This window comes from Pseudomonas pergaminensis (genome assembly GCF_024112395.2).
GTDB lineage: Bacteria > Pseudomonadota > Gammaproteobacteria > Pseudomonadales > Pseudomonadaceae > Aquipseudomonas > Aquipseudomonas pergaminensis.
In genome coordinates this window covers 3990649-4004619 of sequence record NZ_CP078013.2, presented here as the reverse complement: position 1 = coordinate 4004619, position 13971 = coordinate 3990649, and the positions used below count along the sequence as shown (strand labels likewise).

Here is a 13971-nt window from a genome sequence, read left to right as displayed (position 1 = left end):
TCCTTAACAGAGAGCAAAGGTCTCTGAGCTCGAAAAAGTAACGATGCAGTGACGATATGTCGCACTGCAATCAATCGCGGTGATTTTATGGCTAAACACCTGGCAAGTAAAATTCCGATAGCGAAATTATTCGATGGAATAAGGACATAGTGCACCTTCTTGGGGCTGCAGCCCTTGCAGTGTGGGCATTAGCGCGCTTTTGAACAATTAAGTTTTGTTTCACAGGTAACGAAGTTTTTATGCGCCAAATGATAATGACTATTGTTTGTGCGGGGTTTAAGCGAATGGTTCTCGTGTGGCGGGGGAAGTTGCCGTTACTTGCTTGAATGCCGCTAGTTGCTGCAACAGATCTTTTAACCGATTTGAATCAGGCAAATACCGCTCTGGATCAATGTTTTGCGCAAAACCTTCAGGATTGACACGGTCGATGTGGGAGCTGGCTTGCCTGCGATAGCGGTGGGTCAGTGGCAGATTTTCAATCTGTTCCACCGCTATCGCAGGCAAGCCAGCTCCCACAGGTGATAGGTGGGGTTTTCAAGCAGGCAAAAAAACGCCCCGAACCAGTCGGGGCGTGATTGTTGTGCGGCACTGAGGTTAGGTCTTCCTTGGGGCCGCAGTGGCCGTGTACGCGGTGTTTAGTGGAACTGCTCTTCTTCGGTCGAACCGGTCAGCGCGGTCACGGACGAGGTGCCGCCCTGGATCACGGTGGTCATGTCGTCGAAGTAGCCGGTGCCCACTTCCTGCTGGTGAGCCACGAAGGTGTAGCCCTTGGCGGCGTCAGCGAACTCTTGCTCTTGCAGCTTCACGTAGGCGGTCATGTCGTTGCGGGCGTAGTCGTGCGCCAGGTTGAACATGCTGTGCCACATGTTGTGAATGCCGGCCAGGGTGATGAACTGGTGCTTGTAGCCCATGGCGGACAGTTCGCGCTGGAACTTGGCGATGGTCGCGTCATCCAGGTTCTTCTTCCAGTTAAAGGAAGGCGAGCAGTTGTAGGACAGCAGTTGGTCCGGGTATTCCTTCTTGATCGCTTCGGCGAAGCGACGGGCTTCGTCCAGGTCTGGCTTGGCGGTTTCGCACCAGATCAAGTCGGCGTATGGCGCGTAGGCCAGGCCGCGAGCGATGGCCTGGTCGAGACCGGCGCGCACTTTATAGAAGCCTTCCTGGGTACGTTCGCCGGTTACGAACGGCTGGTCGTACGGATCGCAGTCCGAGGTCAGCAGGTCGGCGGCGTTGGCGTCGGTACGGGCCAGGATGATGGTCGGCGTGCCGGCAACGTCAGCAGCCAGGCGGGCGGCGGTCAGCTTCTGTACGGCTTCCTGGGTCGGAACCAGTACCTTGCCGCCCATGTGGCCGCATTTCTTCACGGACGCCAGTTGGTCCTCGAAGTGCACGCCAGCAGCGCCCGCTTCGATCATGCTCTTCATCAATTCGTAGGCGTTGAGGACACCGCCGAAACCGGCTTCTGCGTCGGCCACGATAGGCGCGAAGTAGTCGATGTAGCCTTCATCACCCGGGCCTTTACCGGCTTTCCACTGGATCTGGTCGGCACGGCGGAACGAGTTGTTGATGCGCTTGACCACGGTCGGAACCGAATCCACCGGGTACAGCGATTGGTCGGGGTACATGGATTCAGCGGAGTTGTTGTCCGCCGCCACTTGCCAGCCGGACAGGTAGATCGCCTGGATACCGGCTTTCACCTGCTGGACTGCCTGGCCGCCAGTGAGGGCGCCCATGCAGTTGACGAAATCTTTGTCGGGACGGAAGGAAGGCTTGGCACCTTGGGTCACCAGGTTCCACAGCTTCTCGGCGCCGAGTTTTGCAAAGGTGTGCTCAGGTTGGACCGAGCCACGCAGGCGGACGACGTCAGCAGCGGAATAAGCGCGGGTCACGCCTTTCCAGCGTGGGTTTTCAGCCCAGTCTTTCTCAAGGGCTGCAATTTGCTGTTCGCGTGTCAGTGCCATGGAAGTAAACCTCGTCGCGTGTTCTTGTGGTGGAAAAATCCATTTGCCAGCCCTGCATTCAAATGCGTGGGCAGGGCTGCTCGCTGACCAGAAGCTTAGGCGGTCATGTCGGGTCTGGCGGGGAATGCGACGGGATGAACGAGTGGCGGGAGGGTGGAGTAGGTACAGGCGGACCGAGAACAGTCTCCGGGCGTCGTGGGCCCTCGGGTGCTCAACAGCGTGTAGCCGGGTTACCTGGTTAGCTTCCGTCCCTCGGGACAACTTCGTTCCAGTCGCAACCTCGTCAAACACGCCTTGTGGGCGGTACAGACACGAATCGGCTCGGGTGGGTAGCTTGGAGCGGCGATCCGAAGGCCCTTGCCAGGGCCCCTGATTAGCGGGAGCGAGGCCATCATGCCCATGCTTTTTTGGATCGTCAAATGTTTTGTAGTGCTTTTTTTCGAGCACTACATCTTTAGTCTAATACGACTCATCAGTCAGTTTTTGGTGCTTCAGTTCAGGGTGTCGACCTTGACCCGCACAGTCAGGTCATCGCGGCCCTGAGTAGAGTAGCTGCGGGTTGTAGCGGATTTGTCGGCCTGGGTCTCGCGATTGATGCCGGCCAGGGTGATCCATTCGCCCAAGCGTCCGCTGACAGTTGTGTCGGTGCTTTGCACATTCACTACATCGGGACGTTCCTGGCTCATGCGGTCACGGTTGGTACTGATCGCCAGGTGTACGGTCTCACCGGTGACGCTCGCCGTCACGTAGAAGCCTTGGGTTACGTTGCGATACTGGGTCTGGTTTTGCAGGCGGCCGTAGCTGTCCTGTTGGGTAGTGGTCAGCGGTACGCTCTGGCCGACCTGGATCAGCGCGGGCAAACCTTCGCTGGCCTGGATCTGCTGGATACCGCCGTCTCGGCTAGTGGTGCCATAGCTGATGATGCGGGTCTGGCTGTCGCCGCTGTTCTGCTGGTTGTTTTCGTTGGTGTCGACGGTGATCAGCAGGCGTTTGGCGGGAGTGTCCAACTGGGAGAGCAGGGCGCGCAGGTCCTGGATCTTGCCAGGGGCGGCATTCACGATCAGCTGGTTGCCGTAGGCGCTGACGGTACCGTCCTTGCCGATGAAATTCTGCGCCACGGGGAGCAGGTCGGCGCTGGTGCGGTTGCTCAGGTTGACGACTTCGGTGTCGGCCATGGCCGAGACGCTGGCGGTCAGGAGGAGGGCGGTGAGCAGGGTGCGTAGGGACATGTCCGTTATCTCTGCGAGTCAAAGGCTGGATAGTGCCAGTTTGTCGGCCTGGCAGGTCGCAAATTGAATCGTAGACGGCAAAATGCCCTGGCAGTGCAGGGCATTTATGGTGCTGCTGATATCGCTTTCGCAGGCAAGCCAGTTCCCACATTTGACCGCATTCCAGGGAGTGTACTCGGTCAAGTGTGGGAGCTGGCTTGCCTGCGATGCAGGCGACGCGGTGTCGGATCAGTCCCCGCGCACCATATCCACATGCGGAATCCCGACTTCAAGGAATTCGTCACTGACGATCTTGAAGCCCAGCCGCTCATAGAACGGTGCAGCATAAACCTGCGCACTCAGGAACTGCCGGGTCTGGCCACGTTTCTCGGCCACGCCGATCACCGCTTCCATCAGCTTGTCGCCGACCTTCAGCCCGCGCCAGTCCTTGAGGACCGACACGCGTCCGATCTCGCCGCTGGGCAGCAGGCGCGCAGTGCCAATCGGAAAATCGCCTTCGAATGCAAGGAAATGCACCGCGCCGGCGTCATCCGCGTCCCATTCCAACTCCGGTGGAACCGATTGTTCAGCGATAAAGACCGCTTCACGAATGCGCCGAATCTCGGCGATATCCTTTTGCCAGTCCGCGACACTTACGTGAATCCTATTCATCGGCAAATCCCAGGCTTCCTTGCTTGACCAGTTCGCACAGCAAGTCGCGGCCGTCTTCGTCAGCCAGCCAGTCGCCGAGGTTTTCGCTGTGCAGCGCATCGGCCGAGCACACTAGCTTCAGCAGTTCACGCAGCTTGCCGGGCAGGTAACGGCTCTGGCCGCTGGCGAACAGCAGTACGTCGTCGTCGACTTCGGACCAGGCCAGGCGCGCGCTTGGGTTGCGCACCAGGATCGCGCCGTCTTGCAGGCTGCTGAGGAAGTCTTCTTCGCCCAGCTCTTCGCCGGCCACCAGTTCCGGGTAGCGCGGCTCGGTCATGAACTGGCCGAACCAGGTCAGCAGCATGCGCTCGTCGCTCATGTGTTCGGCCAACAGGCTCTTTAGGCGGTCCAGCGCATCGCCCTGGATCTGGTGCGGGTCGCTGACCGGCTGGGCGTCGGCGTCGGTGTAGCGCTCTTCGTCCGTCAGGTACTGGCTGAGGAAGTCGGTGAAGTGGGTCAGCACTTCGGCGGCGCTTGGGGCGCGGAAACCGACGGAGTAGGTCATGCAGTCATCTTCGGCAATGCCGAAGTGCGCCAGCCGCGGTGGCAGGTAGAGCATGTCGCCCGGTTCCAGCACCCATTCGGCGCTTTCTTCGAATTCGGCGAGGATGCGCAGGTCGGCGTGTTGCAGCAGCGGGCTCTCCGAGCTGCACATCTGGCCGATCTTCCAGTTGCGCTTGCCCTGGGCCTGCAGCAGGAACACGTCGTAGTTATCGAAGTGCGGGCCGACGCTACCACCCGGCGCGGCAAAGCTGATCATTACGTCGTCGATGCGCCAGCTTGGCAGGAAGCGGAACTGCTCCAGCAACTCGGCGACTTCTGGCACGAACTGGTCGACCGCTTGCACCAGCAGGGTCCACTCGCGCTCGGGCAGGGTGCTGAACGCATCTTCGGCGAACGGGCCGCGACGCAGTTCCCACGGACGCTCGCCGTGTTCGATCACCAGGCGCGACTCGACTTCTTCTTCCAGCGCCAGGCCGGCCAGTTCGTCGGCGTCGATCGGGCTTTCGAAATCAGGGATGGCCTGGCGGATCAGCAGCGGCTTTTTCTGCCAGTAGTCGCGCAGGAATTCCCGTGCCGTGATGCCGCCCAGAAGTTGAAGAGGGATATCAGGATTCATGTGTAACCTATTGAAAAAAAGCACTTTTCAGACTGGAATAAAAACGCCCGGCGCGGCCGGGCGTCTCAAAGGGTCGAGCGATGATCAGATGCGCTTGGCTTGCTCTACAGCGTTGCCGATGTAGTTGGCCGGGGTGAGCAGTTTCAGCTCGGCCTTGGCCGCGGCTGGCATGTCCAGGCCGTCGATGAAAGTCTGCAGTGCTTCAGGGCTGATGCCCTTGCCGCGCGTCAACTCTTTCAGCTTCTCGTACGGGTTTTCGATGTTGTAGCGACGCATCACGGTCTGGATCGGCTCGGCCAAGACTTCCCAGCACGCGTCCAGGTCAGCGGCGATCTTCTGCTCGTTGAGCTCAAGCTTGCTGATGCCTTTGAGGCTGGCTTCGTACGCGATCACGCTATGGGCAAAGCCCACGCCGAGGTTGCGCAGTACGGTGGAGTCGGTCAGGTCGCGCTGCCAGCGGGAGATCGGCAACTTGCTGGCCAGGTGCTGGAACAGGGCGTTGGCGATGCCGAGGTTGCCTTCGGAGTTTTCGAAGTCGATCGGGTTGACCTTGTGCGGCATGGTCGACGAACCGATTTCACCGGCAATGGTGCGCTGCTTGAAGTAGCCCAGGGAGATGTAGCCCCAGATATCGCGATCGAAGTCGATCAGGATGGTGTTGAAGCGCGCAATGGCGTCGAACAGCTCGGCGATGTAGTCGTGCGGTTCGATCTGCGTGGTGTACGGGTTGAAGCCCAGGCCCAGCTCGTCTTCGATGAAGGCGCGGGCGTTGGCTTCCCAGTCGATCTCAGGGTAGGCCGACAGGTGGGCGTTGTAGTTGCCCACGGCGCCGTTGATCTTGCCCAGCAGCGGTACGGCGGCGACTTGAGCGATCTGGCGCTCCAGGCGGTACACCACGTTGGCCAGTTCTTTGCCCAGGGTCGTCGGCGAAGCCGGTTGGCCGTGGGTGCGCGACAGCATCGGCACGTCGGCAAAACGGATAGCCAGTTCGCGGATGGCGTTGGCGGTCTGGCGCATCAGCGGCAGCATCACATCATCACGGCCTTCGCGCAGCATCAGGGCGTGGGACAGGTTGTTGATGTCCTCGCTGGTGCAGGCAAAGTGGATGAATTCGCTGACCTGGGCCAGTTCCGGCAGCTTGGCCGCTTGCTCTTTGAGCAGGTATTCGATGGCTTTGACGTCGTGGTTGGTGGTGCGCTCGATCTCTTTCACACGCTCGGCGTGCTCCAGGGAGAAGTTTTCCGCCAGGGTGTTGAGCACAGCCTTGGCTTCGGCGGAAAAAGCCGGCACTTCGCTGATGGCGGGGTGAGCGGCCAGGCGCTGGAGCCAACGCACTTCAACCAGTACACGAGCACGGATCAGGCCGTATTCGCTGAAAATAGGGCGCAGGGCCTGGGTTTTGCCGGCGTAGCGGCCGTCTACAGGGGAAACCGCAGTGAGCGAAGAGAGCTGCATGGGGTGTTCTCGGACAGTCGGGCAACGAAATGGGGCGCGTATCATACATGAAAAAATCCGCCGGTCCGTTGCCAACTGACCGGCGTATTACGCGTAACGGCTTGAAAAAGGCCTGCTGGTGCGACTTATTCGTTGCGCATCAACGGGTAAAGCTCTTTGAGCAATTTGCGACGGCTGATCACCAATTGCCAACGATGACCGCCCAACTGGCGCCACAACCGCGCCGAACGAATACCGGCCAGGAGCAGGGCGCGGATTTTCGAGGCGTTGTTCGGTTGCTGTAGGTTGCGCATGTCGCCGTGGACCTGGATCCGCTGGCGCAAGGTGCTCAAGGTGTCCTGGTACAACGCGCCACAGGCTGCGATCACGTTTTCGTGGGCCGGGCCGAAGTGTTCCACTTGGGACTGGATCTGCGGCAGACGCTTGCCGATGACCTCCAGCATGTCGTCACGCTTGGCCAGTTGACGCTCCAGGCCGAGCATCGACAGGGCGTAGCGCAGCGGCTCGCGCTGCAGGGTGCTGGGGTCGCGTTCCAGTGCGCCGATCAGCGCGCGGTAGCCTTCACGCAGCGCGAGGTCGTCGCCCCCGTAGACCTCCAGGGTGTCCTTGGGGTCGCGGATCAGCAGGCTGCCGAGCATGCAGGTCAGGCCCGCCTCGGTGACCTGGCCGGTCTTGGCGATCTTGTCCACCAGCACCGCGGCGAGGAATACCCCGCCGAGTGCCGTCAATTGCTCCTGGGTCGGGCTCATGCCGGGTTGCTCCAGGCTTCGGCCACTTCAATGACGCCGCCGCCCAGGCAGATTTCGCCGTCGTAGAACACCACGGACTGGCCAGGGGTGACCGCGCGTTGCGGGTCATCGAAGGTGGCGCGGTAGCCGGTGGCGGTTTTTTCCAGGGTGCAGGGCTGGTCGCTCTGGCGATAGCGCACTTTGGCGGTCAGGCGACGCGGCGTGCTCAGGTCGATCGGGTTGACCCAATAGATCTCGGAGGCGAGTAGGGCGCCGGAGAACAGCAGCGGATGTTCGTTGCCCTGGCCGACGATCAGCACGTTGTGCTCCAGGTCCTTGACCAGCACGTACCAGGGCTCTTCGCCGGCGTCTTTCAAGCCGCCGATGCCCAGGCCCTGGCGCTGGCCGATGGTGTGGTACATCAGGCCATGGTGGCGGCCGATGACTTCACCTTCAGTGGTCTTTATCTCGCCCGGTTGTGCCGGCAGGTATTGTTTGAGGAAGTCGCTGAAGCGGCGCTCGCCGATAAAGCAGATCCCGGTGGAATCCTTCTTCTTGGCGGTGGCCAGGCCGTGTTGCTCGGCGATCCTGCGCACTTCGGGTTTTTCCAGCTCGCCCACTGGGAACAGGGTCTTGGCGATCTGTTCACCGCCGACGGCGTGCAGGAAGTAGCTCTGGTCCTTGTTCGGGTCCAGGCCCTTGAGCAGCTCGGTGCGGCCATCGATATCGCGGCGGCGCACGTAGTGGCCAGTGGCGATCAGGTCGGCGCCGAGCATCATGGCGTAGTCGAGGAACGCCTTGAACTTGATCTCGCGGTTGCACAGGATATCCGGGTTCGGCGTGCGGCCGGCCTTGTATTCGGCCAGGAAGTGCTCGAACACGTTGTCCCAGTACTCGGCGGCGAAGTTGGCGGTGTGCAGCTTGATGCCAATCTTGTCGCACACGGCCTGGGCGTCTGCCAGGTCGTCCATCGCGGTGCAATATTCCGTTCCATCGTCTTCTTCCCAGTTCTTCATGAACAGGCCTTCCACCTCATAACCCTGCTCCATGAGCAGAACGGCGGAAACGGAAGAATCCACGCCGCCGGACATGCCGACGATGACGCGCTTCTTTTGTGTGTCAGAAGGGGCTGGATCACGCATAGGGTTTCAACGGGTGTCTTGAAAAAGGACGCGATTCTATCAGGCTCAGGCCTTCAAGGCTAAAGAGAAGGGCGGATCAATTCGAGACTGTGGCAGTGGCCGGCCAGATAATCATCGATACAGCGGATGATCAGCTCGCTGCGCCAGTCGTCGCGCAGGTCCATCAGTTCGTCGCGGGTCAGCCAGCGGGCACGCAGGATCCCTTCGTCGAGTTGATAGTCAGGGTGGTGTTTCAGGGCTTTGGCGATGAAGCACACACGCTGGTAGGTCACGCCATTGCTGGGGGCGGTGTACAGGTAGATGCCGACGATGCCACTGGCTTCGACGTCCCAGCCGGTTTCTTCGAGGGTTTCGCGAACCGCGGCTTGGATGAGGGTTTCATCCGGGTCGAGGTGGCCGGCAGGCTGATTGAGCACGGCGCGACCGCCTTTGAGCTCTTCGACCATCAGGAAGCGGCCGTTGTCTTCGACGATGGTGGCGACAGTGATGTGGGGTTGCCAGGTCATGGAAAGCCTCAATGAAGAATGCGGCGCGGTCTTTGGGCAGGATTGCAGTCAATGTGGGAGCGGGCTTGCTCGCGAATGCAGGGTGTCAGTCGCTGCAGGTGTAGGCTGACCCACCGCATTCGCGAGCAAGCCCGCTCCCACATTTTGATTCAGTTTTTTCAGTTAAAGAGTAAAAACAGAAACCCCGGCACAGGGCCGGGGCTTTTTTGCAGCCTTACAACCTTACTTCAACTTGGCAATCGCCGCATTGAGGGTGTTGCTTGGGCGCATGGCCTTGCTGGTCAGCTCTGGGTTCGGCGCGTAGTAGCCGCCGATGTCCACTGGCTTGCCCTGTACGGCGTTGAGTTCGGCAACGATGGTTGCTTCGTTCTCGGTCAGGGTCTTGGCCAATTCGCCAAATTGCGCTTGCAGTGCAGTGTCTTCGGTCTGGGCGGCCAGGGCTTGAGCCCAGTACAGCGCCAGGTAGAAGTGGCTGCCGCGGTTGTCGATGTTGCCGACTTTGCGCGATGGCGACTTGTTGTTGTCGAGGAACTGGCCGGTGGCCTGGTCCAGGGTCTTGGACAGTACCAGGGCTTTCGGGTTGTTGTACGTCACACCCAAATGCTCAAGGGACGCAGCCAGGGCCAGGAATTCGCCCAGGGAATCCCAGCGCAGGAAGTTTTCTTCAACCAGTTGCTGCACGTGCTTTGGAGCCGAGCCGCCGGCGCCGGTTTCGAACAGGCCACCGCCGTTCATCAGCGGCACGATCGACAGCATCTTGGCGCTGGTGCCCAGTTCCATGATCGGGAACAGGTCGGTCAGGTAGTCACGCAGCACGTTACCGGTCACCGAGATGGTGTCCAGGCCCTTGCGGGTGCGCTCCAGGGTGAACTTCATCGCGTCGACCGGCGACATGATGCGGATGTCCAGGCCTTCGGTGTTGTGGTCTTTCAGGTAAGCCTGGACCTTCTCGACCACGACGCCGTCGTGGGCACGTTTAGGGTCCAGCCAGAAAATGGCCGGGGTGTTGCTGGCGCGGGCACGGTTGACGGCCAGTTTGACCCAGTCCTGGATCGGCGCGTCTTTGGTCTGGCACATGCGGAAGATGTCGCCGGCTTCGACTTTCTGTTCCATCAGCAGGTTGCCCTTGCTGTCGGTGACGCGGACTACGCCGTCAGCCTTGATCTGGAAGGTCTTGTCGTGGGAGCCGTACTCTTCGGCTTTCTTCGCCATCAGGCCAACGTTTGGCACGCTGCCCATGGTGGTTGGGTCGAAGGCGCCATTGGCCTTGCAGTCTTCGATGACTGCCTGGTAGATGGTGGCGTAGCAGCGATCCGGGATCACGGCCTTGGTGTCGTGCAGCTGGCCGTCGGTGCCCCACATCTTGCCGGAGTCACGGATCATGGCTGGCATCGAGGCGTCGACGATTACGTCGCTCGGCACGTGCAGGTTGGTGATGCCTTTGTCGGAGTTGACCATCGCCAGGGAAGGGCGAGCGGCGTAGACCGCCTGGATGTCCGCTTCGATCTGCGCTTGCTGCTCGGCCGGCAGGGCCTTGATGCGAGCGTACAGGTCGCCGATGCCGTTGTTCAGGTTGAAGCCGATCTGTTCCAGCACGGTGGCGTGCTTGGTCAGGGCGTCTTTGTAGAACTCGGCAACGATCTGGCCGAACATGATCGGGTCGGAGACCTTCATCATGGTGGCTTTCAGGTGAACCGACAGCAGCACGCCTTGTTGCTTGGCGTCTTCGATTTCAGCGGCGATGAATGCGCGCAGGGCTTTCTTGCTCAGTACGGCGGTGTCGATGATTTCGCCGGCCTGTACCGAGGTCTTTTCCTTCAGGACAGTGGCGGTGCCATCCTGCGCAATCAGCTCGATTTTGACAGCATCAGCGGCTTCGATCTGCACGGCTTTTTCGCTGCCGTAGAAGTCGCCGTTGCTCATGTGGGCGATGTGCGACTTGGAGTCGGCAGCCCAGGCGCCCATCTTGTGCGGGTGCTTGCGTGCGTAGTTCTTGACCGACAGCGGTGCGCGGCGGTCGGAGTTGCCTTCGCGCAGTACCGGGTTTACGGCGCTGCCCTTGACCTTGTCGTAACGTGCACGGGTTTCTTTTTCCGCGTCGGTGGTTACGGTTTCCGGGTAGTCCGGCAGGGCATAGCCCTGGGCCTGCAGTTCCTTGATCGCGGCTTGCAGTTGCGGGGTCGAGGCACTGATGTTAGGCAGTTTGATGATGTTGGCTTCAGGCGTAACGGCCAGGTCGCCCAGTTCGGCGAGGTGGTCCGGGATAGCCTTGGTGCCCAGTTGCTCGGGGAAGCTTGCGAGGATGCGCGCGGCGAGGGAGATGTCGCGGGTTTCCACGGCAATATCAGCGGAAGCGGTGAAGGCCTCTACGATAGGCAGCAATGAATAGGTGGCGAGGGCTGGGGCTTCGTCGGTGAAGGTGTAGATGATCTTCGAGCGGGTGGGCATATTCGGATTAACTCTCTTCTTTGCTGAAAGCGTGCGCAGAAACTCGAGATGCGCCGGGTGGAGCGCGTTCGTTCAAAGTCATCCATGAGCGAAATGTCGAGGTTTCTTCGCGGTGATGTTGGGTTGCATCAGTCGAGCGTCAAGCGGGTGGACTATTGTTTAGTCCGGCTTTTCTGGCGGAGGGCACTGTTATAGAGCGGTCGGCCGTCGTGACTCTTTGGTCAGCGGCGGCATTATACATAGGTCGCTATGCTTACGCCGAGCCTTCATACAAAAGGTGTGTCGTCCATTGGTCTAAAGGTCGCAGGGCCCAGGTTGCGACCAAAGTCGCACGATGTGCTCAAGGTTGGCGATTTTGCCTTTGCTTTCAGGCTTGTAGGCGACAAATTATGCTGTTTTCGAGGCAAATGAGCATGGCGTGAGGTTTCAGTCGCCATTTATCTGGAGTAGGCTCGAACGCAGCCAGATGTTCAATCCATAGATGGAGTTCAGCATGGGATACAAGAAGATTCAGGTTCCGGCAGTCGGCGACAAAATCACCGTCAATGCAGACCATTCTCTCAATGTTCCTGACCAACCGATCATCCCTTACATCGAAGGTGACGGTATCGGCGTCGACATCAGCCCTGTGATGATCAAGGTGGTCGACGCAGCTGTTGAAAAGGCCTACGGCGGCAAGCGCAAAATCTCGTGGATGGAGGTTTATGCCGGCGAGAAAGCGACTCAAGTCTACGACCAGGACACCTGGCTGCCCCAGGAAACCCTGGACGCGGTCAAGGATTACGTGGTGTCCATCAAGGGCCCGCTGACCACGCCGGTCGGTGGCGGCATCCGTTCGTTGAACGTGGCCCTGCGTCAACAACTCGACCTCTATGTATGCCTGCGCCCGGTGCGCTGGTTCGAAGGCGTGCCCAGCCCGGTCAAGAAGCCTGGCGACGTGGACATGACCATTTTCCGTGAAAACTCAGAAGACATTTATGCTGGTATCGAATGGAAGGCCGGTTCGCCCGAAGCGATCAAGGTAATCAAGTTCCTTAAAGAGGAAATGGGCGTCACCAAGATTCGTTTCGACCAGGATTGCGGGATTGGCGTGAAGCCGGTCTCCAAGGAAGGGACCAAGCGCCTGGCGCGTAAAGCCCTGCAATATGTAGTGGATAACGACCGCGACTCACTGACCATCGTGCACAAAGGCAACATCATGAAGTTCACCGAAGGTGCCTTCAAGGAATGGGCCTACGAAGTGGCGGCCGAAGAATTTGGTGCCACACTGCTCGACGGCGGCCCGTGGATGCAGTTCAAGAACCCTAAGACCGGCAAGAATGTGGTGGTCAAGGACGCCATTGCCGACGCCATGCTCCAGCAGATTCTGTTGCGTCCGGCTGAGTATGATGTGATCGCGACGCTTAACCTGAACGGCGACTACCTGTCTGACGCCCTGGCGGCGGAAGTGGGCGGCATCGGTATTGCGCCGGGTGCCAACCTGTCGGACACCGTGGCGATGTTCGAAGCGACCCACGGTACTGCGCCTAAATATGCGGGCAAGGATCAGGTCAACCCGGGTTCGCTGATTCTGTCAGCCGAGATGATGTTGCGTCACATGGGTTGGACCGAGGCGGCGGATTTGATCATCAAGGGCACCAATGGCGCGATTTCTGCCAAGACTGTGACCTATGACTTCGAGCGTCTGATGGACGGTGCCACCCTGGTGTCTTCGTCTGGCTTCGGTGATGCGCTGATCTCGCACATGTAAGCGACGGGGGTAAAAAAACCGGCCATACCGTCAATGGAATGGTCGGTTTTTTATTGGGCGCCTGCTCGGTGGCCGATTAGGCTAATTGCTCTTTTGATTTTTGAGCGACGCCCTCTTTGGCTGTGCCGATGGTGACTGGCGCACTGATTTCGACTGCGTGCTTGCCTTTGGGCCCCTGAATAATGTCAAAGGAGACCGGCTGCCCCGCCTTCAGCGTTTTATAACCTTCCATTTTGATCGCTGAGTAATGCGCAAAAAGGTCTTCATCCTTGCCGTCTTCAATAATGAAGCCGTACCCTTTGGCATTGTTGAACCACTTGACCTTACCGCTTGCCATGCCCATATCCCTCTGCACCAGACTCCATCACTGGAGTATCATCCAGTTTATCCGTCCTAACCCGAATAAATAAGGTTGACTGCGCGGACCTTTTTTACCCACTGTGGGTTCTATTGGTTGTAACACCGTTTCGCCGATAGTCAAGGCGACCGATCAGTCAGGAGTTGAAATTCTGACAGGTCGCCCCCACCACTGTATTTGAACCACTGACGAACCTTTCTTTCCATGCATGCAAACAGCCAGATTCGACTAACATTCAATCAGGATCGACCGGATCAGGAACATGATGACGACGGTTCTGCAGGCATTGCTGTTCAGGAGGCCAAGCCTGCTCTCCAGGCGCCGCCGATGTACAAGGTGGTTTTGTTCAATGATGACTACACACCGATGGATTTCGTGGTCGAAGTGCTCGAGGTGTTTTTTAACCTGAACCGCGAGTTGGCGACCAAGGTAATGCTGGCCGTTCACACAGAAGGACGGGCAGTATGTGGAGTGTTTACCCGCGACATCGCCGAGACAAAGGCCATGCAGGTCAACCAGTACGCCAGGGAAAGCCAGCATCCGCTACTCTGTGAAATCGAGAAGGACGGTTAACGCCGACCACT

General features: G+C 59.3%; 13 protein-coding genes. 2 read left to right on the top strand and 11 right to left on the bottom strand.

Going from position 1 to position 13971, the window contains the following annotated elements; all coding sequences use genetic code 11:
- Positions 1–276 precede the first annotated feature (276 nt).
- The 10 genes from KUA23_RS18085 to KUA23_RS18040 form a co-directional block, all read right to left on the bottom strand.
- Complete coding sequence (locus KUA23_RS18085) at positions 277–504, bottom strand: hypothetical protein (RefSeq protein ID WP_252992559.1); 228 nt, start codon at positions 502–504, stop codon at positions 277–279.
- A gap of 131 nt (positions 505–635) precedes the next feature.
- Positions 636–1961 (bottom strand): isocitrate lyase, encoded by a 1326-nt coding sequence (gene aceA, locus KUA23_RS18080; RefSeq protein WP_025858968.1) that lies wholly within the window; start codon positions 1959–1961, stop codon positions 636–638.
- A gap of 491 nt (positions 1962–2452) precedes the next feature.
- Positions 2453–3190 (bottom strand): secretin N-terminal domain-containing protein, encoded by a 738-nt coding sequence (locus KUA23_RS18075; protein WP_252992558.1) that lies wholly within the window; start codon positions 3188–3190, stop codon positions 2453–2455.
- A gap of 228 nt (positions 3191–3418) precedes the next feature.
- Complete coding sequence (locus tag KUA23_RS18070; RefSeq protein WP_078049035.1) at positions 3419–3841, bottom strand: GNAT family N-acetyltransferase; 423 nt, start codon at positions 3839–3841, stop codon at positions 3419–3421.
- A complete protein-coding gene (locus KUA23_RS18065; protein ID WP_099491829.1) occupies positions 3834–5000 on the bottom strand; it encodes a ribosomal protein uL16 3-hydroxylase in 1167 nt (388 codons plus the stop codon). Before KUA23_RS18065 ends, KUA23_RS18070 begins: the two co-directional genes overlap by 8 nt.
- Positions 5001–5084: 84 nt before the next feature.
- The gene (gene purB / locus KUA23_RS18060) at positions 5085–6455 is read right to left on the bottom strand and encodes an adenylosuccinate lyase (protein WP_252992557.1); all 1371 of its coding nucleotides are present in this window, start codon (positions 6453–6455) and stop codon (positions 5085–5087) included.
- Between the two features lie 125 nt (positions 6456–6580).
- Entirely contained in the window at positions 6581–7204 is a 624-nt protein-coding gene (gene hflD, locus KUA23_RS18055; protein WP_028616800.1) for a high frequency lysogenization protein HflD, read from the bottom strand.
- Positions 7201–8325, bottom strand: a complete 1125-nt coding sequence (gene mnmA / locus KUA23_RS18050) for a tRNA 2-thiouridine(34) synthase MnmA (RefSeq protein ID WP_252992556.1) — start codon at positions 8323–8325, stop codon at positions 7201–7203. The genes hflD and mnmA overlap by 4 nt, the downstream gene beginning before the upstream one ends.
- A gap of 59 nt (positions 8326–8384) precedes the next feature.
- Positions 8385–8831 (bottom strand): NUDIX hydrolase, encoded by a 447-nt coding sequence (locus tag KUA23_RS18045; RefSeq protein ID WP_078049032.1) that lies wholly within the window; start codon positions 8829–8831, stop codon positions 8385–8387.
- 222 nt (positions 8832–9053) lie between these two features.
- A complete protein-coding gene (locus tag KUA23_RS18040) occupies positions 9054–11279 on the bottom strand; it encodes an NADP-dependent isocitrate dehydrogenase (protein WP_078049031.1) in 2226 nt (741 codons plus the stop codon).
- 493 nt (positions 11280–11772) lie between these two features.
- Between KUA23_RS18040 and icd the strand changes: the two genes are divergently transcribed.
- Positions 11773–13029, top strand: a complete 1257-nt coding sequence (gene icd, locus KUA23_RS18035) for an NADP-dependent isocitrate dehydrogenase (protein ID WP_028616796.1) — start codon at positions 11773–11775, stop codon at positions 13027–13029.
- A 76-nt stretch (positions 13030–13105) separates the two neighbouring features.
- On the opposite strand, the gene cspD is transcribed toward icd, so the two are convergent.
- Positions 13106–13372 (bottom strand): cold shock domain-containing protein CspD, encoded by a 267-nt coding sequence (gene cspD, locus KUA23_RS18030; RefSeq protein WP_122683844.1) that lies wholly within the window; start codon positions 13370–13372, stop codon positions 13106–13108.
- Between the two features lie 219 nt (positions 13373–13591).
- Between cspD and clpS the strand changes: the two genes are divergently transcribed.
- Complete coding sequence (gene clpS / locus KUA23_RS18025) at positions 13592–13960, top strand: ATP-dependent Clp protease adapter ClpS (protein WP_005789091.1); 369 nt, start codon at positions 13592–13594, stop codon at positions 13958–13960.
- Positions 13961–13971: the final 11 nt, after the last annotated feature.